Here is a 21,841-nt window from a genome sequence, read left to right on the forward strand (position 1 = left end):
CTCCGACGCTACGAGCGTCGGTCCCGGGGTGCTTCTCGATTCCTGACCGATGCGTCGGCGGCCGGATTCGACACGATTTCCCGGCGGCTAGACTGGACGCATGCCCGAACCGAAAGTCGCCAGCTTTCCGGCGATCCGCGGTGCGCTGAAGTTCTACCAGATCGCGTCGATCATCACAGGAGTCATGCTGCTCCTGCTGCTGACCGAGATGGTGCTGAAGTACACGCCGATCCACCTCGAGCTCTTCCTGGGAGGCTCCGGAGGACCGCTGTGGTTCGCCGGCGTGCTCGCCGGACCCGACTGCCAGTGGTGGTCGCTGTTCGCCCCGATGACCAACTCCTGCGAGATGACCTCGCTGGGCGACGGATTCAACCTGTCGCTGTTCATCCTCGTGGCGCACGGCTGGTTCTACGTCGTCTACCTCTTCGCGTGCTTCCGCATGTGGAGCCTGATGCGCTGGCGCTTCCCGCGGTTCATCCTGCTCGCGCTCGGCGGCGTCGTGCCGCTGCTGTCGTTCTTCATGGAGGCGGTCGTCGCCCGTGAAGTCAAGACCTATCTCGCCACCAGAGAGGCCGCCGAGGCCTCCGCCCCCGCCCCGGAAGGTGTCCGTTGACCGAACAGTCCGAGACCCAGCAGCGTCCTGCGCTCGTCGTCGACTTCGGCGCGCAGTACGCGCAGCTGATCGCCCGTCGAGTCCGTGAAGCGGGCGTCTACAGCGAGATCGTGCCGCACACGGCCACGGCCGAGGAGATCGCCGCCAAGAACCCGGTCGCGATCATCCTCTCCGGCGGACCCTCGTCGGTGTATGAGGAGGGCGCCCCGAAGCTCGACCCCGCGGTGTTCGAGCTCGGCGTCCCGACGCTCGGCATCTGCTACGGCTTCCAGTACATGGCCCAGACGCTCGGCGGCGAGGTCGCGAACACCGGCCTGCGCGAGTACGGCGCGACGGATGCCGTCATCACCGGTGACGGCGGAACGCTGCTCGGCGGTCAGCCGGCGGAGCAGAACGTCTGGATGAGCCACGGCGACCAGGTCGCCAAGGCCCCCGAGGGCTTCGACGTGCTCGCGACGACGGATGCGACCAAGGTCGCGGCGTTCGCGAACGAGGAGCGCGGCTTCTACGGCGTGCAGTGGCACCCCGAGGTCAAGCACTCCGACCACGGCCAGCGTGTGCTGGAGAACTTCCTCCACAAGGGCGCGGGTCTCGCGTCCGACTGGAACAGCGGCAACGTGATCGCCGAGCAGATCGAGCGCATCCGCGAGCAGGTGGGAGACGCCCGCGTCATCTCCGCGCTCTCCGGCGGCGTCGACTCCGCGGTGTCCACCGCTCTCGTGCACAAGGCCATCGGCGACCAGCTCACCGCGGTCTTCGTCGACCACGGCCTCCTCCGCAAGGGCGAGCGCGAGCAGGTCGAGAAGGACTACGTCGAGTCCACCGGTGTGCGTCTGATCACGGTCGACGCGGCCGACACGTTCCTCGGCCACCTGCAGGGTGTGACCGACCCCGAGGAGAAGCGCAAGATCATCGGCCGCGAGTTCATCCGCGCGTTCGAGAAGGTGCAGCTCGATCTCGTCGCCGAGGCGAAGGCCTCCGGCGGTGCTCCCGTGAAGTTCCTCGTGCAGGGCACGCTCTACCCGGACGTCGTCGAGTCCGGTGGCGGTGCGGGCACCGCGAACATCAAGTCGCACCACAACGTGGGCGGCCTTCCCGACGACCTCGACTTCGAGCTGATCGAGCCGCTGCGCGCCCTGTTCAAGGACGAGGTCCGTGCGATCGGTCGCGAACTCGGCATCCCCGAGGCGATCGTCGGACGCCAGCCGTTTCCGGGGCCCGGCCTCGGTATCCGGATCATCGGTGAGGTCACCGCTGACCGTCTCGAGATTCTGCGTGAGGCCGACGCCATCGCCCGCGAGGAGCTGACGAAGGCGGGTCTCGACCAGGAGATCTGGCAGTGCCCCGTCGTGCTCCTCGCCGACGTGCGCTCGGTGGGCGTGCAGGGCGACGGCCGCACCTACGGTCACCCGATCGTGCTGCGTCCCGTCTCGAGCGAAGACGCCATGACCGCCGACTGGACGCGTCTCCCGTACGACGTGCTCTCGAAGATCTCGAACCGCATCACGAACGGCGTCCGCGACGTCAACCGCGTCGTGCTCGACGTCACGTCGAAGCCGCCGGGGACGATCGAGTGGGAGTAGGGAGCGCGATGCTCCCGGATGCGGCGCCGGCTCTGCCCGACGCCGAGTACCTGGTGCTGTCCAGCCGGCTGATCCCCGGCCTCGACGGCGGGTACACGATCGCGACGCTCGCGCGCGCCCGTCAGCTGGCGGGCGCCGGCGTCGCCGACGGCTCCGGCCCGCAGCTCCTCACGTTCGACCCGGGTACCGCGGCCGACCATGCGGCGCACCGCGGGACCTTCGTCGACCAGGGCTCGCTCCTCGACGCGTCGCGGATGCGCAACCTCTTCGACGAGGCGGTGCAGGCGGATGGCGGAGCGGCAGGCTGGCTGCGCGCTGCCGCCGACGCTGCGGTGACCCCCGATCCCGACGTCGAGTACCGCGTGCTGACGGATGCCGAGGGGCGACCGTTCGCGGCGCTCCCGGTGATCCCGGGCAACCCGGACTGGCATCTCACCGAGGAACCGGTGCTGGTGTACGACGCGGCGGGCGAGGTCGTCGGCGCCCTGCACGGTTTCCGCGGGCTGTACCGGGCCTGGCTCGACCACGTGACCTCGGCGCTCGGCGAACGACGCATCATCGTGATCTGCGAGTCGCGCCAGCTCGGAGAGCTCATCGCGGACTGGGGCGACCCGCGCGTGCGCATCGTCCACACGATCCACACCATGCACGTCGAGGCGCCGTACACGCCGGACGCGACCATGAACACCCTCTGGACCCGCTGGTTCCGTCTCGCCGACCGGTTCGATGCGGTCGTCTGGCCGACCGTCACTCAGCGAGACGATGTGGTGGCCCGGTTCGGGGACGCGGCGTCGCACGTGGTGGTGCCGAATCCGATCGCTCCGGTGGAGGCCCGCGACGACCTGCGAGAGGACGGCCTCGTGATCATGCTCGGACGCCTCGCACCCGGGAAGCGCGTCGACCATGCGATCCGCGCGTTCCTCGCAGCCGACGTGCCGGGCACCCGGATGGAGATCTGGGGTGGTGGTCCCGAGCAAGGGCGACTGCAGGCGCTGATCGAGGACCTCGGCGCGGGGGACCGTGTCGTCCTCGCCGGCTACACGGAGGCCCCCGGCACCGTCCTCGATCGCGCAGCGCTCCTCGTCACGTCGACGGCGTTCGAGGGGCAGCCGCTCGGCGTGGTCGAATCGCTCCTCCACGGCACGCCCGTCGTGTCGTACGACGTGCGCTACGGCATCCGCGACGTCCTCGGTGCCGGCGGGGGAGTGCTGGTCCCGGACGGCGACATCGAGGCGCTGGGAGATGCGATCCGCGCATTGCTCACCGACCCCGATCGACTCGCGGCGCTCAGCGCTGAAGCACCTTCCGTCGCCGCTGCCTGGAGCCCGCAGCGCTCGCTCGACGCCCTCACCGCCGTGATCGCCGACGTCGCCGGACGCCCCTCCCGCCGCGACGATCGCGGCTAGCCTCGAGGCGTGACCTCCGCAGCATCCGTCTCCGTCCTCCTGAAAGTTCTCAGAATGAATTCCGGGACGATGTCGATCCGGGCCGTTCCTGTTCGACGTCTGAAGTGAGAGGGTCGAGAGACGGCCCCTCGAACAAGGAGAACATCATGAAGTTCATGCTCATCATGCGCGCGACCGACGCCGGCGTCGAGGCGTTCAAGGACCTGCCGTTCGAGCAGGTCATCGAAGCCATGGGCAAGTACAACGAGTCGATGATCAAGGCTGGCGTGCTCGTCGCGGGCGAGGGACTGACCGACGCCGCCGAGGGTTTCGTCGTCGACTTCAGCGCTGAGAAGCCGCTCATCACCGACGGCCCCTACGGCGAGACGAAGGAGCTCTTCAACGGCTTCTGGATCGTCGAGGTGTCGTCGCGCGAGGAGGCCGCCGAATGGGCGAGCCGTGCGCCGCTCGGGCCCGGATCGTTCCTCGAGGTGCGTCGGGTCACCGGTGTCGAGGACTTCCCGGCCGACAACGAGTGGATCGAGAAGGAAGCCGGCTGGCGCGAGGAAGCGGCGCAGCGCGCACAGCAGTGATGGACGCATCCGCGAACAGCGAGACGGCGCGTTCCGCACCCGATGACGGGTCGGCGGAGCGCGCCGTCGCCGCTGTGTGGCGCATCGAGTCGGCCCGCATCGTGGGCGCGCTCACGCGTATCGTCGGCGACTTCGGCCTCGCGGAGGATCTGGCGCAGGAGGCTCTGGTCGACGCACTCCGGCAGTGGCCGGTCGACGGGGTGCCGCGCAACGCGGGCGCGTGGCTGACGGCGGTCGCGAAGCGCAAGGCCATCGACGGGTGGCGCCGCGCCGAGCGCCTCGATGCCCGGGTCGCACTCCTCGCGCATGACCTGGAGCGGGAGCAGGCGGAGGCCCCCGACCTGCCGTGGGATCCGGATGCCGTCGACGACGACGTCCTGCGCCTGATCTTCATCGCCTGCCACCCCGTGCTGTCCCGGGAGGCGCAGGTGGCCCTGACGCTGCGGGTGGTCGGCGGTCTGTCGAGCGAGGAGATCGCGCGGGCGTTCCTCGTGCCGACGGCGACCGTGCAGCAGCGGATCGTGCGGGCGAAGAAGACCCTGGCCGCCGCGCATGCCCCCTTCGAGGTGCCTCCGCGGGAGGAGCACACGGAGCGGCTCGGCGCCATCCTCGGCGTGCTGTACCTGATCTTCAACGAGGCGCACGCCGCGAGCAGCGGGCCGGACTGGATGCGACCCGAGCTGAGCGACGAGGCCATCCGCCTCGCCCGGGTGCTCGCGGCGCTGATGCCGCGGGAGCCCGAGGTGCACGGCCTGCTTGCGCTGATGGAGCTCACGGCCGCCAGGTTCGCCGCGCGCGTGGACCGCAACGGCGACCCGGTGCTGCTGGCCGACCAGGATCGCCGGCGCTGGGACCGCGGGCGCATCACCCGCGGTCGGGCATCGCTCGCGACGGCCGATGCGCTCGGACGCGGGCGCGGTGCGTACTGTCTGCAGGCGGCGATCGCCGAGTGCCATGCGGTCGCGGCATCCGTCGACGACACCGACTGGGATCGCATCGTGCTGCTCTACGAGGCGCTCGGCCGGATCGCCCCCTCGCCGGTCGTCGAGCTCAACCGTGCGGCGGCGGTCGCCATGGCGACGGGACCGGCGTCAGCGCTGCGCATCATCGATCGGCTCGGCGAATCCGGTGCGCTGCGTGGCTATCACCTGCTCCCCGCGACGCGCGGTGAGCTGCTGCGTCGGCTCGGGCGTGAGGAGGAGGCGCGCAGCGAGTTCCTCGTCGCCGCGGGACTCGCCGGCAACGATCGGGAGCGGTCGCTGCTGGAGCGGAAGGCACTCGGGGCAGAGAAATGACCCGCCCCCAACGGATGCACGAGGCAGCCGTTGGGGACGGGCATCTGGGGCGCGAGGCGCCGGGGACGGCGTCGGTCAGTCGTTGACCTTCTGGCCACGACCGGCGATGAGGCCGTAGATCAGCAGCACGATGATGGAACCCGCGATGGCGAGGAGCCAGGTGCCCAGGTCCCAGAACTCCGTGAGCGGGCGGTTGAGGATCAGGCTGCCGAGCCAGCCACCGAGCAGTGCACCGACGACACCGAGCAGCAGCGTGATGAACCAGCCGCCGCCCTGCTTGCCGGGAAGGATCAGCTTGGCGATGGCTCCGGCGATGAGGCCGAGAAGAAGAAAGCCGAGAAAACTCATGGTCAGCTCCTGAATGTCGGGAGCCCCGGGGTGCCAGGGCTTCGTGATGACCACAATGCCCCCTCGTGCGGCCGCGTTCCACCCCCTTGCGCGCAGCTCCTCGGATATGCCAAGAGGCCCGCCTCCCAGGGGAGACGGGCCTCTTCGCGAACCGAGGTCAGTTGTTGCCGCGGGCGATCGCGATGATGCGCAGGATCTCGACGTAGAGCCAGACGACCGTGACCATGATGCCGAAGGCGCCGAGCCAGCCGTACTTGCGGGGAGCGCCGTTGCGGACGCCCTGCTGGATCTGGTCGAAGTCGAGCACCAGCGAGTACGCGGCCATGATCACGACGAGGACGCCGATGATGAGGCCGAGCGGGATGCCGAGGAACGGCTTCGCGCTCAGCAGTCCGAAGGCGTTGTCGTTGATGCCGGTCCACATGAGGACGAGGTTCAGCAGCGAGAAGACGAGGTAGCCCATCATGGCGATCATGAAGATCTTGGTCGCCTTCTTCGACGCGCGGATCTTGCCGCTCGCGAAGAGGGCCAGGGTCACACCGACGACCGAGACGGTCGCGAGCGTCGCCTGGACGACGATGCCGGGGTAGATGACCTCGAAGAACGCCGAGATGCCACCGATGAAGAGGCCCTCGAATGCCGCGTAGGCGAAGATCAGCGCGGGGCGGACCTTCTTGCGCGACGTGAAGGTGATGACCATCGCGAGCACGAAGCCGGCGAGGGCGCCGACGATCCACGGCAGCATGTTGACGGCAGCGGGGTTGTCCGGGTTGTAGGCCGGGGCGGCGACGCCACCGAGGGTCCACACCCAGCCGATGGCCGCGGTGACGAGGAGGATGCCGAACAGGCCGGCGGTCTTCCAGACGGTGTCCTCGATGGACATGCGGTCGGTCTCGATGGCGCCGGCGGGCGGAGCGGCGTACATGCCCTCGAGCTGTGCGTTGGCCGCGGCATCCATCGCCCCGTGCTGGAGCGAGGCGCTCTGGGCGCCCTGGGCAGCCTGAGGTCCGCCCGGGTACGTCGCGACGTTCCGCGGGTCCTGCTGCTGGAAAGCAGGATTGTTGAAAGCGAAGTTGCTCATTGGTGGGCCTCACTCCAAAGGGGGGTAGTAGGTCTCTTTCCTCCACGATACTCGGGCGGACACGCTCCCGGGGTGTTCTACGCTGAGAGCGTGCCCAGGAAAATCCCCCTCGTCATCGGGCATCGCGGTGCGCCCGGCTACCGTCCGGAGCACAGCCGCTCCTCGTACGAGCTCGCGCTCGCGATGGGGGTGGATGCCGTGGAACCGGATGTCGTCGCCACGAAGGACGGCGTCCTCGTCGTGCGGCACGAGAACGAGATCTCCGGCACGACCGACGTCGCCGCACATCCGGAGTTCGCCGACCGCAAGACGACCAAGCGCGTCGACGGCCAGGCGCTGACCGGCTGGTTCACCGAGGACTTCACCTGGGCGGAGCTGTCGACCCTGCGCGGACGAGAGCGGCTGCCGGAGGTGCGGGTGTCGAGCGCGAGCTTCGACGACTCGCAGGCCATCCTCCGTCTGCGCGACGTGCTGGACATCGTGCGCGACGGCTCGGTCGAGCACGGACGCGAGATCGGTGTGGTCCTCGAGGTCAAGCACGCCACCTACTTCGCCGGCATCGGTCTCGAGCTCGCGCCGCTCATCGAGCGGGAGCTGCGGGATGCCGGCTGGGCGGACGGCGAGCTGCCGCTCGTGATCGAGAGCTTCGAGTCGACCGTGCTCGGTCAGCTGCGCGAGCGGGGGATCGCGGCGTCGTACATCTACCTGATCGAGGCGACCGGGCGGCCGTACGACCGACTCGTGGCCGAGGGCAAGCAGGCGCGCACCTACAAGGCGACCGTGACCCCGGAGGGCCTCGACGGGCTCGTCGGCCGTGTCGACGGCATCAGCGTGAGCAAGAAGATGCTGCTCGACCGCGGCAACACGATCGTCGCCGACGCCCATGCGCGGGGGCTCCAGGTGTTCACGTGGACGTGCCGTCCGGAGAACGCGTTCCTGTCCGCGGAGTTCCGCGGTGCGGGCGGCCGCGGCGCCTACGGAGACTACGAGGGGGAGTGGGGGGTCATCGCGAGCCAGGGCATCGACGGCGTGTTCGTGGACCACCCCGACCTGGGCGTCGCCTTCTTCCGCGGCTGACCGAGGGGTCGCGGCTGGCCGATTCTCCCGCGGCCGACCGATTCTCCCGCGGCTGGCCGAGGGATCGCGGCGCGGGTTCAGAGCGGTCCGAGGACCGTCTGCACGTCGCGGTCGAGCACGATCGCGCGCAGGGGCTCCAGGATCTCGCGCTCCTCGAAGCGGAAATGCGACTCCATAATCGCGGCGATCCCGTCGAGGTGCCCGCCGATGGACGCGGCATCGTCCCCACGCTCGGCCGCGGTGCGCAGCGAGGCGAGCAGGTGGGCGAGCATCGAGTGGTCCTGCATCAGCTTGTCGATGATGCCGCCGAGCTCGGGATGCTCCGCGCGCAGCGCCGGGAACAGGGCGCGGTCCTCGGCCCCGTGATGTCCGTCCAGCGCAGCGCAGAAGCCGATGCAGTACAGCACGAGCTCAGAGGTCGCATCCGGTGCGCTCTCCCCCTCGGCGAGGGCGTCGCGGGTCGCGGCGAGGGCGGCGCGCAGACGGGAATGGGCCGAACGGAGCTCCTGATCCCAGGCGATCAGGCGGGCGGCGTCCATCGCCCCAGTGTAGGCGGCGGGCCGTTCAGAGCGTGCGGTCGAACGCACCCCGTCGGGTGGAGACGATCTCCTTGCCGAGCGGCATCAGCGAGACCGGCACCATCTTGAAGTCGGCGATGCCCATCGGGATGCCGATGATCGTCACGCACAGCAGGAACCCGGAGACGATGTGGCCGATCGCGAGCCACCAGCCGGCGAGGATCACCCAGAGCACGTTGCCGAGGAACGAGCCGACGCCGGCCGTCGGCTTGCTGACGACCTCGCGTCCGAACGGCCAGATGGCGTAGCGCGCGATGCGGAACGAGGCGATCGCCCAGGGGATGGTCACGATCGGGATGCACAGCAGCACCCCGGCCAGGATGTAGCCGAGGAAAAGTGCCCAGCCGGCCAGGATGACCCAGATGATGTTGAGGATCGTGCGCATGAGGTGATTGTGTCACCCGCGCGGCACGATGTCTGAGCATCCGCCCCGAGGTCCCGGGTGCGGCGGGTCCGCGATGCCAGACTGACCGCATGACCGGAATCGTGGTGCAAGACGTCAGCCGAGCGTTCGGGGCCGTGCAGGCCGTGCGCGCCGCCACCCTTCGCGCGGAGCCGGGCCGGGTGACCGGCCTGGTGGGACCGAACGGGGCGGGCAAGACGACCCTGCTCCTGATGCTCGCCTCGCTCCTGGCCCCCGACACGGGAACCATCAGCATCGGCGGGGTCGACCCCGCGGTCGACCCGCTCGCGGCGCGACGGCTGCTGGGATGGATGCCCGATGCGCTCGGAGCCTGGCCCTCGCTCACCGCGCGCGAGACCGTCGTCACGACCGCGCGGCTGTACGGCATCGAGAAGCCGGATGCGGAGGCCCGCGCCCAGCAGCTGCTCACGATGGTCGGGCTCGCCGACCTCGCCGACGCACCCGCCAAGGTGCTCTCGCGCGGGCAGAAGCAGAAGCTGGGCCTCGCCCGCGCTCTCGTCCACGACCCGCGGATCCTGCTCCTCGACGAGCCCGCATCGGGGCTCGACCCGGAGGCGCGGGTACAGCTGCGGGTGCTGCTGCGCCGCTTCGCCGCCGAAGGCCGCACGGTGCTGATCTCGAGCCACATCCTCTCCGAGCTCGAGGAGGTCGTCGACGACGCGGTGTTCCTCGTCGCGGGCACCGTCGTCGACGCCGCCCCCACACAGTCGTCCGTGCGCGCCTGGCGCGTCCGGTTGGCCGACGCGACGCCCGAGCGCATGAACGCCGACACCTGGCAGGTGGCCTCGAGCCTGGGTCTCGCTCCCGAAGCGCTGGCCGTCGACCGGGGCGCGGTGCTCGTCGGGTTCGACGGTGAGGGTGCCGCCGCGCAGTCGCTGCGTCGGCTCGTGGAGGCGGGACTCCCCGTCGCGGAGTTCGCGCCGGCGCAGAGCGACCTCGAGCACACCTTCCTGAATCTGTCGCACGCGCCTCAGCAGCAGGCCCAGCCGCCCGCACCCCAGCCGCCCGCACCCCAGCCGCCGCAGGCCTCGACGCCCGCGCCGCCGCCGCCTGCTGCGCCCCCTGCACCGCCCGCGGCACCGACCGGAACGGAGGCGGGAGCATGAGCCTCGCGAACATCGGGATCATCGCCCGACTCGAACTGACCCAGCGGCTGCGCAGCGTCGGCTGGTACGTCATGCTCGGCGTCTTCGCCCTGGTGCTGCTCGGCGTCACCGGCCTCGCATTCGCCGTGTACTCCTGGGGCGATGCCGTCGGCGCCGGCGTCTACTCGATCGTCGTCAACATCGTGCTCCTGCTGGTCGTGCTGGTCTCGCCCACGCTCAGCGGCAACGCGATCAACGGCGACCGGGACGCCGCGACCCTCGCCGCGGTCCAGGTGACCGCCGTCTCCACCGGCGACATCATGCTCGGCAAGCTCGTCGCGGCCATCGCGACCGGTGGTGCCTTCCTGGTGGTCGCTCTGCCGTTCCTCGCGCTGTCCCTGCTGGGCGGCGGGGCGGATGCCCTGGTGCTGCTCGTCTCGCTGCTCGTCCTCGCGGCCGAGATCATCATCGTGGCCGCGATCGGCGTCGGCCTGAGCGGGCTCATCGCGCGCCCGCTGTTCTCGGTGGCGACGACCTATCTCGTGGTCGCCGCCCTCGTCTTCGGCACGCTCATCGCCTTCGGCCTCGGGGGCATGGCCGTCCGCAGCGAGGCGACGGTCTCCTCGCGTCCGTACGATGCGAACGGGAACGTCGACTGCGAGCGCTGGGAGGAGAACACGTCCTACGAGGTGCCCCGGTTCGACCTCGTCTGGTGGACGCTCGCCGCGAACCCGTTCGTCGTGCTCGCGGATGCGACCCCGACCGAGTTCTCGCCGGACGGGTATCCGGTCGACCTGTTCGGCCAGATCAAGTACGGGCTGCGCAGCGCACAGCAGTCGCCGCTCGACCAGCGCTGGGACGAGTGCGCCCCCGACGGCGGGTACCGGACCCCCGAAGAGGTGATCGACGCGTCCGTTCCGAGCTGGTTCGTGGGGCTCGGCGTGCAGATCGTCATCGCGGGCTCGCTGTTCGCCGGCGCCTGGGCGCGCACGCGGACGCCCGCTCGACGCCTTCCCCCGGGGACCCGCATCGCCTGATCGCCACCTCGCGTTCACCTGCCGTGCACCCGGGGGCTTCCCTGCGGCCACGCGGGATCGGTGGTCTGGGCGGGTACCCGTCTGAGTCCGGCGGGCCCCCGTGCGCGGGGCCGTCCGGCAGAAGCCCCCAGGAGCCCCCATGCCCCGCCTGCACTCTGCAGCGGCGGTCGCGGCGGTGTGCGCGTTGAGCGCCGCCGCCCTGCTCGCCACGCCCGCGGCCGCGATCGGTGCCGATCCCGGCATCCGTCCCGCGGCGGAGACCCCGGCCGCCACGAGCCTCGTGCTCAACGAGATCGTCTACGACGATGCGGCGACCGGCCTCGCCGACCAGGTCGAGATCTACAACGCCGGCACCGAGACCGTGGATCTCGCGGGCTGGAAGATCGCCGACGAGAAGCGCGACACCTTCGGCACGGCGCCGGAGGGCACCTCGCTGGCCCCGGGCGAGTTCCTGGTGCTGGTGAAGGACGTCGACTTCGACTTCGGGCTCGGCAAGGGCGACGAGGTGGTGCTGTTCGACCCGAGCGGCGCCGAGGTCGATTCCTACGCCTACGCGAACACCGCACCGCTGTCGGTGTGGGCGCGCTGCCCCGACGGCACCGGCGAGTGGGCGCCCGCGACGGCGGCGACTCCCGGTGCCCCGAACGACTGCGCGGTCGCTCCGGTCGCCGGCTCCATCGTGATCAACGAGGTCGACTCGCAGCCGGCCGACTGGGTGGAGTTCTACAACCCCGGCACCGAGGCGCTCGACATCTCGGGCTATGAGATCCGCGACAACTCCGACGACCACCGCTGGCAGTTCCCGACGGGCACGACGATCGCCGCAGGTGCCTTCCTCGTGGTCGAAGAAGGCACGATCGGGATCTCCGGTGGCGTCGAGGCGGCGTTCCGCGAGCCGATCGGCATCGGCAGCGTCGACCGCATCCGCCTCTACGACGCGCAGGGCACCCAGCTCGACGACACGTTCCCGTGGCAGGGCCACGCCGCGATCGACGGCGACTTCGCCGCGGCCACTCTGGCGCGCTGCCCCGACGGCGTCGGCGCCTTCGTGCTCGCTCATCCGACTCCGCGCGCCGCGAACTCCTGCGTCATGCCGGCCGTGGTGATCAACGAGATCGAGTCGAACGGCGACACCACCGACTGGGTCGAGGTCGTGAACACCGGCAGCAGCGCCGTCGACCTCTCCGGCTGGACCGTCATGGACAACGACCCGACCGGCCACGCCGCGGAGACCACGCCCCTCCCGGCGGGAACGATCCTGCAGCCGGGCGGCTACTTCGTCTTCGACCAGCCCACCGACTTCATCTTCGGCCTCGGCAACGGCGACACCGTCACGATCCGCGACGCGAACGGGAACACGGTCGACGAGCACGTCTACGCCGCGCATGCCGCCGGCGTCCTGGCGCGCTGCGCGGACGGTACCGGCGACTTCGTCGACATCGCCGTCTCGACCAAGGGCCTCCGCAACGCGTGCGGCAACCCGGTGCGCATCAACGAGGTCGAGTCGGACGGCGGCTCGCCCGACGACTGGGTGGAGCTCGTGAACCCCACGGACGCCTCCCTGGACGTGTCGGGCATCGTGGTGAAGGACGACGACGACAGCCACGCGTATGCGATCCCGGCCGGCACCACCATCGCCGCGGGGGAGTACCTCGTGATCGAGCGTGACCAGCTCGGCTTCGGGTTCGGCGGCGGCGACGCGGTGCGGGTGTTCGACGGCGACCTGCTCGTCGACGAGACCAGCTGGGGCGAGGGCCACGCGGCCACGACCTGGGGCCGCTGCCCCGACACGACCGGTGCCTTCGCGGCCACGGCCGAGTCCACGAAGGGCGCGGCGAACGTGTGCGCCGGAGAGGTCGCGGTCTCCCCGTGGCCCGGGTCCGCCGACGTGCGCGTCGTCGACAGCATCCCGACGTTCCTCGAGGACAGCTCGGGACTCGACGTGCAGGAGACCGCCGATGGGGCGTTCCTCTGGGCCGTCGACAACGGCGAGGGCCGCATCTGGAAGCTCGCGGCGCACGCCGACGGTTCGGTCGAGAAGGTGGACGGCTGGAAGGCGGGCAAGCGCGTGCGCTTCCAGAAGGATGCCGCGAATCCGGGCGCCGCAGGCCCCGACACCGAGGGCATCACGGTCGACGGCGACGGGTTCGTCTACGTCGCCTCCGAGCGCGACAACAGTGCCAAGGGCGTGAACCAGAACGTGGTGCTGAAGGTCGACCCCGACGCCTCGAAGGGCGACCTGGTCGCCCAGCAGGAGTGGGACCTGACCGCGCTGCTTCCCGCCGTGGGCGCGAACCTCGGGATGGAGGCCGTGCAGTGGGTGCCGGACTCCGCCCTCGCCGGCAAGCTCTTCGATGACAACACCGGTGCCGCGTACGACCCGAAGGGCTACGCCGGTCACGGTGGCGGGCTGTTCCTGGTCGCGGTCGAGGACAACGGCCACGTGTACGCCTTCGCCCTCGGCGCCGACGGCTCGTCGCGCCTCGTGTCGGAGATCGCTCCCGGTCTCGCCGGCGTCATGGCCCTCGACTGGGACACGGTCCGCAACACCCTGTGGGCGGTGTGCGACGACGGGTGCCAGGGGCGCTCCGCCGAGATCACGCTCAACGGCACGGCCCAGCCCGGCATCGCCCACTACGCCCGTCCGGCCGGCATGCCGGACATCAACAACGAGGGCTTCGCGACCTCGCCGGCCTCGCTGTCGGTCGACGGTCAGCGTCCGGTGTGGTGGTTCGCCGACGGGTTCGCCTCCGAGGCGCTGCGCACGGGGACGCTGCCGGGCGTCGAGGGGGAGAACCCCGGTGGGGAGAACCCGCCGCTTCCCGGCACCGACCTCGTCGACGGCAACCGCAACGGCCTGACGGTCGACCCGTCGGTCGCGACCCGGGGGCAGAAGGTCACGGTCACGGTCGGTGCGGACGGCGCGGGGGAGGACGTGGCGGTGTGGATGTACTCCGACCCGACGCGGATCGCGACCGGCGCGCTCTCCGCGGCCGGAGCGATCACCGTGACGATCCCGACCGACGCCCCGCTCGGCGCGCACCGCATCGCGGTGTACGACGGCGGCGGCGCACTCCTCGGCTGGGCGGACATCCGCATCGCTGCAGGGACCGGGGCAGGCGGCCTGGCGGCCACCGGCTCCGAGCTCCCGGCGGCCGCCATCGCCGTGGCGCTGATGCTGCTGGCCGGGGGAGCCCTGGCCGTCGGACGCCGCCGCCGCGCGGCCTGATGTGGAAGGGGGTGCACGGGTCTCGCCCGTGCACCCCCCCTTCTCACGCGCTCCGCGCCGGGGCTTCCCGTGCCGCGGTGTCGGTGCCGACGCCTAGACTCATAAGGCCATGACCGAAGCTCCTCTCATCGTCCCCGGATCCGTCGGCCCCCGCTCCACCGGGGCGGAGGGGCAGGACGATCTCCTCGCCGGCCTGAACCCGCAGCAGCTCGAGGCCGTCACCTATCGCGGCCCCGCGCTGCTCATCGTCGCGGGAGCGGGATCGGGCAAGACCAGCGTGCTCACCCGCCGCATCGCGTCGCTGCTGCGCGGACGTGAGGCATGGCCGAGCCAGATCCTCGCGATCACCTTCACGAACAAGGCCGCGGGCGAGATGCGCGAACGCGTCGAGGGCCTGATCGGCGACGCCGCGCGCGGCATGTGGATCTCCACGTTCCACTCCGCCTGCGTGCGCATCCTGCGTCGCGAGGCCGAGCAGTTCGGCTACACGAAGTCGTTCACGATCTACGACTCCGGCGACTCGCGCGCCCTCCTCAAGCGCCTGGTCAAGGAGCATGAGGCCGACGCCTACGGCCTCACCCCGGCCTCCGTGCAGTCGCGCATCTCGAAGCTCAAGAACGAGCTGTCCGACGCCGAGTCCTACGCGCGTCAGGCCAACATGACCGACCCGGCGGAGCGCGTCTTCGTCGAGGTCTTCGCCGACTACCAGCGGCAGCTGCAGAAGGCCAACGCCTTCGACTTCGACGACCTCATCGGCCAGACCGTGTACCTGTTCCGGGCGTTCCCGCAGGTCGCCGACACCTACCGCCGCCGGTTCCGGCACATCCTGGTCGACGAGTACCAGGACACGAACCACGCGCAGTACTCGCTGATCCACGAGCTGACGCGCCCCGTGTCGGGTGCCGCGGGCTCCGCTCCCGACCCGTATGCCTCGAACGGCATGATGATCTTCGAGCCCGACCCCGCGCCCACCGCGGATGCCGGTGAGCCCGGTGCCTCGCTCACCGTCGTCGGCGACTCCGACCAGTCGATCTACGCCTTCCGCGGCGCCGACATCCGCAACATCAGCGAGTTCGAACGCGACTTCCCCGGCGCCCGCGTGGTGCTGCTCGAGCAGAACTACCGCTCGACGCAGAACATCCTGTCCGCAGCGAACGCGGTCATCGGCAACAACTTCGACCGCAAGGACAAGAAGCTCTGGAGCGACAAGGGCGACGGCGACCCGATCATCGGCTTCACCGGCTACTCGCAGCACGACGAGGCGCAGTTCGTGGCCGACGAGGTGGAGGCACTGCACCGCGCAGGCATGCCCTACTCCGAGATGGCGGTCTTCTACCGCACGAACTCGCAGTCCCGTGCGCTCGAGGAGATCTTCATCCGCTCGGCGGTGCCCTACAAGATCATGGGCGGCACCAAGTTCTACGACCGCGCCGAGATCAAGGACGCGCTCGCCTACCTCGTCGCCGTCGCGAACCCCGCCGACGAGATGTCCGTGCGGCGCATCCTGAACAAGCCGCGCCGCGGCATCGGCGACGTGACCGAGACGGCCATCGCCCGGTTCGCCGAGGAGCACGGCATCAGCTTCCGCGACGCGCTGTCGCTGCCGGGGCAGCTCGGCGTCGGGCCGAAGCTGCAGGCGGCGATCGGACAGCTCGACGCCGTGCTGGCCGAGGCCACCGCGATCCTGATCCCCGCCACCGGGGAGCTGCCTCCGCCCACGGCGGTCGCCGATGGACTGAGCCTGCTGCTGGGCAAGAGCGGCTACCTCGACGCCCTGCGCGCGAGTCGCGATCCGCAGGACGAGGCGCGTGTCGAGAACCTCGACGAGTTCGTGGCCGTCGCCCGCGACTTCGCCCGCAACAACCCCGAGGGCACGATCGTCGACTTCCTCACCGAGGTCGCCCTGGTGTCCGACGCCGATGACCTCGACGACGAGTCGGGCTCGGTCTCGCTGATGACCATGCACACCGCGAAAGGCCTCGAGTACGACGCCGTGTTCGTCACCGGTGTCGAGGAAGACCTCATCCCGCACCGCATCTCGGCGGGGGAGCCGGGTGGTCCTCAGGAGGAGCGTCGCCTCTTCTACGTCGGCATCACGCGTGCGCGCAAGCGGCTGCACCTGTCCCTCGCGATGACGAGGGCGCAGTTCGGCGAGGTCACGGTCGCGATGCCCAGCCGGTTCCTGCAGGAGATCCCGTCGGGTCTGATCGACTGGCGGCAGTCGCCGGGAGATGTGAACTCGCGTGGCGGGATGCAGTCGCGAGCCCTGAACGCGCGTCGCCAGGGTGGCTTCGGCGGTTCCGGTGGTTCCGGCTCCGGCGATCGTTTCGCGGTCAAGGCGCTGCCCGGCCGCGACTCCCTGAAGCCGCTGTCGACCGCGATGGACAAGTTCCCGAACCGCGTCACGGCCAAGATGCGCGACAACGGCGACCTCGAGCTCGCGGCGGGCGACCGCATCCGCCACGTCGACTTCGGCGAGGGGCGCGTGGATGCCGTGACCGGCGAGGGTGCGAAGCGCATCGCCCATGTGCGGTTCGACTCGGCGGGGCAGAAGAAGCTGCTCATCAAGGTCGCGCCGATCGAGAAGATCTAGCACCGCCGCGGAGTCCTCTCCGCGGCGGAACGCAGGCCGGATTGCCGGTTAGGCTGACTGACATGGCCCTCTTCTCCCGCCGCAAGAAGTCCGGTGACGATGCCGTCGCCCCCACCGCCGTCACTGTCGAAACCGACGCTGTCGAGAACGACGCCGCCGAGACCGACGCTGTCGCCTCCGATCAGAGCGCGCCCGTCGAGGATCAGGCCGCCGCGCCCGCCATCGGCATCTCGGTGCAGGCGTTCCGCGGTGTCGGAGCCGAAGCGGGTCCCGAGGTCGCGCTGCCCGCCTCCGACCCGACGCCCGAGGCGCCGGTCGCCGCTCCTCGTCCTGCGCAGCCGAGCCCGGCCGTGCAGCCCGAGGTTCCTCCCGTTCGGCGTCTGCCGCTCGCTTCTCCGCTGCCGCCCGAGCAGACCGAGACCGTCGCGGGCATGAAGGACAACGTCCTGCTCCGCGAGGCGCTCACCGAGATCGAGACGGGCGCGACCAACGACCAGCTGCTCGGCGTGATGCGCCAGGCGCTGCAGGGTCACCTGTACATCCGTGTGAACGGCGATGCCCGCGCGCAGATCAGCGAGGGTCGGCCGCTCTCCGTCGCGGTGGTCCGCGATGCGGAGGACCGCCAGTTCATGCTCGCGTTCAGCTCGGCGCGCGCGGTGCGCGACTCCGTGCAGCTCGAAGCCGACCCCTCCGCGACGTCGGCGGTGGCGCAGCCCGTCACCTCGGTGCTGCAGCAGGTCGTGTCCGGTGACTTCGCAGGCCTCATCGTCGACAACGCCTCGGCCCCGCACCGCGTCGTCTTCCCGACCGAGCTGCTGCAGAAGACGCTCGACCAGGCCGATGCCGAGATGACGGTCAAGAGCCTCCTCGCCGCGCCCCGGGAGCAGGATTCGGCGGCCAAGGTCGGCGAGGCGCTCGCGACGAAACGGATGTGGGTCGCGGTGAACGACGGCTCCGACAGCGGGCAGGTCGGCATCGCCGAGGCGCAGACGACCGACGGCCGTCGTTTCCTGCAGTTGTTCTCGCACCCGCTCGAGGTCATCGCGCTCGGACGCGGCGACCGGCCGCTGCCCTTCGAGCCGGCGCAGCTGGCCAAGGTGCTCACGAGCCACTCCGAGATGGCCGGTGTGATCGTCGACTCGGCCGGTCCGACGCTCGTCGTCGAGCGCGACGCGCTCGCGCCGGTCCTGGTGCTCGCGGTCGACCTCGAGGACGAGTAGGGGAGCGCTCTGCCGCGTGACCCGCGCGGGGTTCCCTCGGTCGAGGCAGCGCTCTAGGGTCAGAGCATGGCCTCCGAACGCGTGACCCTGACCGTCGCCGACTCCGACGGAGAGCGCGAGATCGCGCTGTCCAGCCCGAACCGCGTGGTGTGGCCGGATCTCGGCATCACGAAGGCGGAGCTGGCCGAGTACGTCCAGCTCGTCTCCGTGCCGTTCCTCGCGGCCAACGGCCATCGTCCGGTGTCGCTCGAGCGGTTCCGCGACGGCATCGGTCCCGCCGACGGCCCGCGGGCCGAGGGCTTCTTCTCGAAGAACCCGCCCAAGGGGACCCCGGACTTCGTCGAGGCCGTGACGGTGACGTACAACAGCGGGCGCCAGCATCCGCAGATCGTGCTCACCCGCACGAGCGCCATCGTCTGGGCGGTGCAGATGAACACGATCGTGTTCCACCCCTGGGCCTCGCTCGCGGCCGACGCCGACGATCCCGTCGAGCTGCGCATCGACCTCGACCCGCAGCCGGGCACGGACTTGGCGGATGCGGTGACGGCCGCGCACACGCTGCGCGAGGTGCTGCGCGAAGCCGGACTCGAGGCGTTCGCCAAGACCAGCGGCAATCGCGGCCTGCACGTGTTCGCGCCGATCGAGCCGACCCACGAGTTCCTCGACGTGCGTCATGCGGTGATCGCCGCCGGTCGGGAGCTCGAGCGCCGGATGCCGGAGCAGGTCACCACGAACTGGTGGAAGGAGGAGCGCGGCGAGCGGATCTTCGTCGACTTCAACCAGGCGAACCGCGACCGCACGATGGCCGGCGCCTACAGCCCGCGCGCTCTGCCCGGCGCCACGGTGTCGACACCGGTCGCGTGGGACGAGCTCGACGGTCTGGACCCGCGGCGGTTCACGGTGCGCAGCATCCCGGAGCGCCTGGCCGAGATCGGGGACCCCTGGGCGGACATGCCCTCGTCGCCCGGCCGCATCGACACCCTGCTGGAGTGGTGGGAGCGCGACCGGGAGAACGGGCTGGGGGAGCTGCCCTTCCCGCCGGAGTTCCCGAAGATGCCGGGGGAGCCCCCGCGGGTGCAGCCCAGCAAGAAGGTCGCCGCGAACTGGGACGAGGACGGCGCTCCCGCCGACAAGGACTGAGCCCGCTCAGGCGAGCACGTCGGCGAGGTCGTAGCCTGCGACGGTGTCCAGCTGGTCGTAGGTGCACGATCGCGCCTCGCGGTCCGGCCGCCAGCGCTCGAACTGCACGGTGTGCCGGAAGCGGGCGCCTTCGAGCTGGTCGTAGCGCACCTCGAGGACCCGTTCCGGGCGCAGGCGGACGAACGACACGTCCTTCGAACCGCTGAACCGCGACCGCTCGCCTTCGCCGGTCACCGCCTCGCCGCTGTCGTCGCGCTCGACCAGGGGCGCGAGCTCCTCGACCAGCTCCTGTCGACGCACGTCGCTCCACGCGGCCACCCCGCCCACCTGGCGGAGCACTCCGTCGTCGCCGTACAGCCCGACCAGGAGCGAGCCGACCCCGGAGCCCGACTTGTGGATGCGGTAGCCGAGCGCGACCACGTCGGCCGTGCGCGCGTGCTTGATCTTGAACAGGGTGCGCTTGCCGGGCGCATACGGCTGATCGAGGGGTTTCGCGACGACTCCGTCGAGGCCCGCGCCCTCGAACTCGGCGAGCCACCGCACCGCCGCCTCGCGGTCACGGGTCGTGCGGGTGATGTGCAGAGGGTGCTCCACCGTCGCCATGAGCGTCTCCAGGCGCGTCCGCCGGGTCTCGAACGGCTCCGCGAGAAGGTCGTCCTCTCCCTCGGCGAGCAGGTCGAAGGCGATGAACATGGCCGGCGTCTCCGTGGCCAGCTTCGCGACGCGGGAGGCCGCCGGATGGATGCGCTGGCTCAGGGCCTCCCAGTCGAGCCGCTGAGCGCCCGCCGGGCCGGTCGCGACGACGATCTCGCCGTCGAGCAGACACGGGCCGGGAAGCAGCTCCGGAATCGCCTCGACGAGCTCCGGGAAGTATCGGGTGAGCGGCTTCGCGCCGCGCGATCCGATCTCGACCGTGTCGCCGTCCCAGGCGATGAGCCCACGGAAACCGTCCCACTTCGGCTCGTACAGAAGACCGCCCGGGCTCTTGGCCGGGTCCGGCACGGCGGGGACGGCCTTGGCGAGCATCGGCGCGGGGATGTCGTAGCGCACGCTCCCATCCTGACGGCAGGGCACCCGCGGCGGAAGGGCGGCTCAGTCGAAGAGGTCGTCGAGCGTCGCGGGCGCACCGGCGTCCCGCAGCGCGGTGTGCGCGGCGTGCCAACCGGCCATGCCGTTCACGCCGGGGCCCGGAGGCGTCGAGGAGGAGGCCAGGTACACCCCGGGCATCGGCGTGCGCCAGGGGACGGGGGAGAGGGTCGGACGCTTCAGCGCCTGGCGGATGTCGAACACGCCCCCGGAGATGTCCCCGCCGATCTCCGCCGGATTGATGGCCTCGCGTGACGAGGCGGGCACCGCGTGATGGGCCAGGATCAGGTCGCGGAAGCCCGGGGCGAAGCGCTCCACCTGGGCCGTGATGAGCTCGGTCGGATCGAGGTCAGACCCCGGCGGCACGTGGATGTAGGCCCAGAGCACGGCCTTGCTCTCCGGGGCGCGGGTGTCGTCGCGGACCGAGGGCTGCACGACCAGCACGTAGGGACGCTCGCTGACCCGCCCGGCTGCGACGGCGTTCTCGCTCGCCCACACCTCGGCCCTGGTCCCGCCGAGGTGCACGGTCGGCGAGCTCGCGATGTCGGGGTTCGTCCACGGGACCGGACCGTCCAGCGCGAAGTCGACCTTCGCGGCCCCTGGGCCGTAGCGGTAGGAGGAGACGGCCCGTGCATAGCCCGCGGGGACGTCGGGGTGCGTCAGCGCGAGTCGCGGCGAGGTGTTCAGCATCAGCAGGTCGCCTCGGCGCGGGTCTCCCCAGTCGAGCCGTCGCAGGTCGGTGACGGGTGTTCCCGTCTCGAAGACGCCCCCGTGCGCGCGGATGTCGTCGATCATGGCGTCCGCGATGCGCTGCGAGCCGCCGCGAGGATACGGCCAGCCCCGAGCGTGCGCGAGAGCGGCCAGCAGCATGCCGGCGGCGGCTCCGGCCAACGAGGGCAGGGGAGCGTTGGCATGCGCGACGACGCCCGACATCAGGGCGGCCGCCTCCTCGGTCCGGAACGCGTGCGCGGCGAGGGGGGTGCCCTGATCGAGGACCCTGATCGCGTAGCGGACCGCGGTCACGGGGTCGCGCGGGATGCGCAGCAGCTGGTTGCCGGTGAAATCGGCGACGCCGTCGATGTGTCGGCTCAGTGGGCGCAGCCGCGAGAGCCAGGCCGCACCGTCGGCTCCGAGGCCGGCGGCGGCGCGGTCGATGTCGCGCCAGGCGATCGCCGCCCGCCCGCGGTCGAGCGGGTGCGCGTAGGAGGCTTCGGGATGGATCCACTCCACGCGCCGGTCGAGCCCGAACGCCCGGAAGAACGGGGAGGCGAAGGCCGCCGGATGCACCGCGGAGCACACATCGTGACGGAATCCGGGGAGCGTGGAATCGAGGGTGCGGACGCCGCCGCCGAGCGTCGCGGATGCCTCCAGCACCCGCACCTCGTAACCGGCGCGTGCGAGCGACACCCCGGCGGCGAGGCCGTTGGGGCCGGAGCCGATGATCGTCGCCCGCGCCATGACGCCAGTCTCCCAC

General features: G+C 70.8%; 18 protein-coding genes. 12 read left to right on the forward strand and 6 right to left on the reverse strand.

Annotated elements, in window-relative coordinates; all coding sequences use genetic code 11:
* Window positions 1-100 precede the first annotated feature (100 nt).
* From MME74_RS04895 to MME74_RS04915, 5 genes are all read left to right on the forward strand, one after another.
* Window positions 101-613, forward strand: coding sequence for a DUF3817 domain-containing protein (locus MME74_RS04895; protein ID WP_267417597.1), 513 nt, complete (start codon window positions 101-103; stop codon window positions 611-613).
* Complete coding sequence (guaA, locus tag MME74_RS04900; RefSeq protein ID WP_267417598.1) at window positions 610-2,196, forward strand: glutamine-hydrolyzing GMP synthase; 1,587 nt, start codon at window positions 610-612, stop codon at window positions 2,194-2,196. The genes MME74_RS04895 and guaA overlap by 4 nt, the downstream gene beginning before the upstream one ends.
* A gap of 8 nt (window positions 2,197-2,204) precedes the next feature.
* Window positions 2,205-3,602, forward strand: a complete 1,398-nt coding sequence (locus MME74_RS04905) for a glycosyltransferase (RefSeq protein WP_267417599.1) — start codon at window positions 2,205-2,207, stop codon at window positions 3,600-3,602.
* Window positions 3,603-3,748: 146 nt separating this feature from the next.
* A complete protein-coding gene (locus tag MME74_RS04910; protein WP_267417600.1) occupies window positions 3,749-4,174 on the forward strand; it encodes a YciI family protein in 426 nt (141 codons plus the stop codon).
* Window positions 4,174-5,469 carry an RNA polymerase sigma factor gene (locus MME74_RS04915; RefSeq protein WP_267417601.1) on the forward strand — a complete coding sequence of 432 codons (1,296 nt, stop codon included), beginning with the start codon at window positions 4,174-4,176 and terminating at the stop codon, window positions 5,467-5,469. Before MME74_RS04910 ends, MME74_RS04915 begins: the two co-directional genes overlap by 1 nt.
* Window positions 5,470-5,544: 75 nt before the next feature.
* Here the strand turns inward: MME74_RS04915 and MME74_RS04920 are convergent, their stop codons facing one another.
* The gene (locus MME74_RS04920; protein ID WP_017203627.1) at window positions 5,545-5,817 is read right to left on the reverse strand and encodes a GlsB/YeaQ/YmgE family stress response membrane protein; all 273 of its coding nucleotides are present in this window, start codon (window positions 5,815-5,817) and stop codon (window positions 5,545-5,547) included.
* 157 nt (window positions 5,818-5,974) lie between these two features.
* Entirely contained in the window at window positions 5,975-6,898 is a 924-nt protein-coding gene (locus MME74_RS04925; protein ID WP_267417602.1) for a Bax inhibitor-1/YccA family protein, read from the reverse strand.
* A 90-nt stretch (window positions 6,899-6,988) separates the two neighbouring features.
* Here MME74_RS04925 and MME74_RS04930 point away from each other — a divergent pair, with 90 nt between their 5' ends.
* Complete coding sequence (locus MME74_RS04930) at window positions 6,989-7,975, forward strand: glycerophosphodiester phosphodiesterase family protein (protein WP_267417603.1); 987 nt, start codon at window positions 6,989-6,991, stop codon at window positions 7,973-7,975.
* A gap of 77 nt (window positions 7,976-8,052) precedes the next feature.
* Here MME74_RS04930 and MME74_RS04935 read toward each other — a convergent pair whose 3' ends face one another.
* Window positions 8,053-8,514 carry a hemerythrin domain-containing protein gene (locus MME74_RS04935; RefSeq protein WP_267417604.1) on the reverse strand — a complete coding sequence of 154 codons (462 nt, stop codon included), beginning with the start codon at window positions 8,512-8,514 and terminating at the stop codon, window positions 8,053-8,055.
* Between the two features lie 25 nt (window positions 8,515-8,539).
* Complete coding sequence (locus MME74_RS04940; protein ID WP_267417605.1) at window positions 8,540-8,938, reverse strand: YccF domain-containing protein; 399 nt, start codon at window positions 8,936-8,938, stop codon at window positions 8,540-8,542.
* A gap of 89 nt (window positions 8,939-9,027) precedes the next feature.
* Here MME74_RS04940 and MME74_RS04945 point away from each other — a divergent pair, with 89 nt between their 5' ends.
* The 6 genes from MME74_RS04945 (at window position 9,028) to ligD (ending at window position 19,281) form a co-directional block, all read left to right on the forward strand.
* A complete protein-coding gene (locus MME74_RS04945; protein ID WP_267417606.1) occupies window positions 9,028-10,083 on the forward strand; it encodes an ABC transporter ATP-binding protein in 1,056 nt (351 codons plus the stop codon).
* Window positions 10,080-11,099: an ABC transporter permease gene (locus MME74_RS04950; protein ID WP_267417607.1), complete on the forward strand. Its 1,020-nt coding sequence runs from the start codon at window positions 10,080-10,082 to the stop codon at window positions 11,097-11,099. The genes MME74_RS04945 and MME74_RS04950 overlap by 4 nt, the downstream gene beginning before the upstream one ends.
* Before the next feature lie 139 nt (window positions 11,100-11,238).
* Entirely contained in the window at window positions 11,239-14,328 is a 3,090-nt protein-coding gene (locus MME74_RS04955) for a lamin tail domain-containing protein (protein WP_267417608.1), read from the forward strand.
* A gap of 109 nt (window positions 14,329-14,437) precedes the next feature.
* Window positions 14,438-16,921 carry an ATP-dependent helicase gene (locus tag MME74_RS04960; RefSeq protein WP_267417609.1) on the forward strand — a complete coding sequence of 828 codons (2,484 nt, stop codon included), beginning with the start codon at window positions 14,438-14,440 and terminating at the stop codon, window positions 16,919-16,921.
* A gap of 62 nt (window positions 16,922-16,983) precedes the next feature.
* Window positions 16,984-18,141 carry an SseB family protein gene (locus MME74_RS04965; RefSeq protein WP_267417610.1) on the forward strand — a complete coding sequence of 386 codons (1,158 nt, stop codon included), beginning with the start codon at window positions 16,984-16,986 and terminating at the stop codon, window positions 18,139-18,141.
* A 66-nt stretch (window positions 18,142-18,207) separates the two neighbouring features.
* Window positions 18,208-19,281 (forward strand): non-homologous end-joining DNA ligase, encoded by a 1,074-nt coding sequence (gene ligD, locus MME74_RS04970; protein ID WP_267417611.1) that lies wholly within the window; start codon window positions 18,208-18,210, stop codon window positions 19,279-19,281.
* A 6-nt stretch (window positions 19,282-19,287) separates the two neighbouring features.
* Here ligD and MME74_RS04975 read toward each other — a convergent pair whose 3' ends face one another.
* Entirely contained in the window at window positions 19,288-20,331 is a 1,044-nt protein-coding gene (locus MME74_RS04975; RefSeq protein ID WP_267417612.1) for an ATP-dependent DNA ligase, read from the reverse strand.
* Between the two features lie 42 nt (window positions 20,332-20,373).
* The gene (locus MME74_RS04980) at window positions 20,374-21,825 is read right to left on the reverse strand and encodes a phytoene desaturase family protein (protein ID WP_267417613.1); all 1,452 of its coding nucleotides are present in this window, start codon (window positions 21,823-21,825) and stop codon (window positions 20,374-20,376) included.
* Window positions 21,826-21,841: the final 16 nt, after the last annotated feature.

Source organism: Microbacterium oxydans (assembly GCF_026559675.1).
Taxonomy (GTDB): domain Bacteria; phylum Actinomycetota; class Actinomycetes; order Actinomycetales; family Microbacteriaceae; genus Microbacterium; species Microbacterium oxydans_D.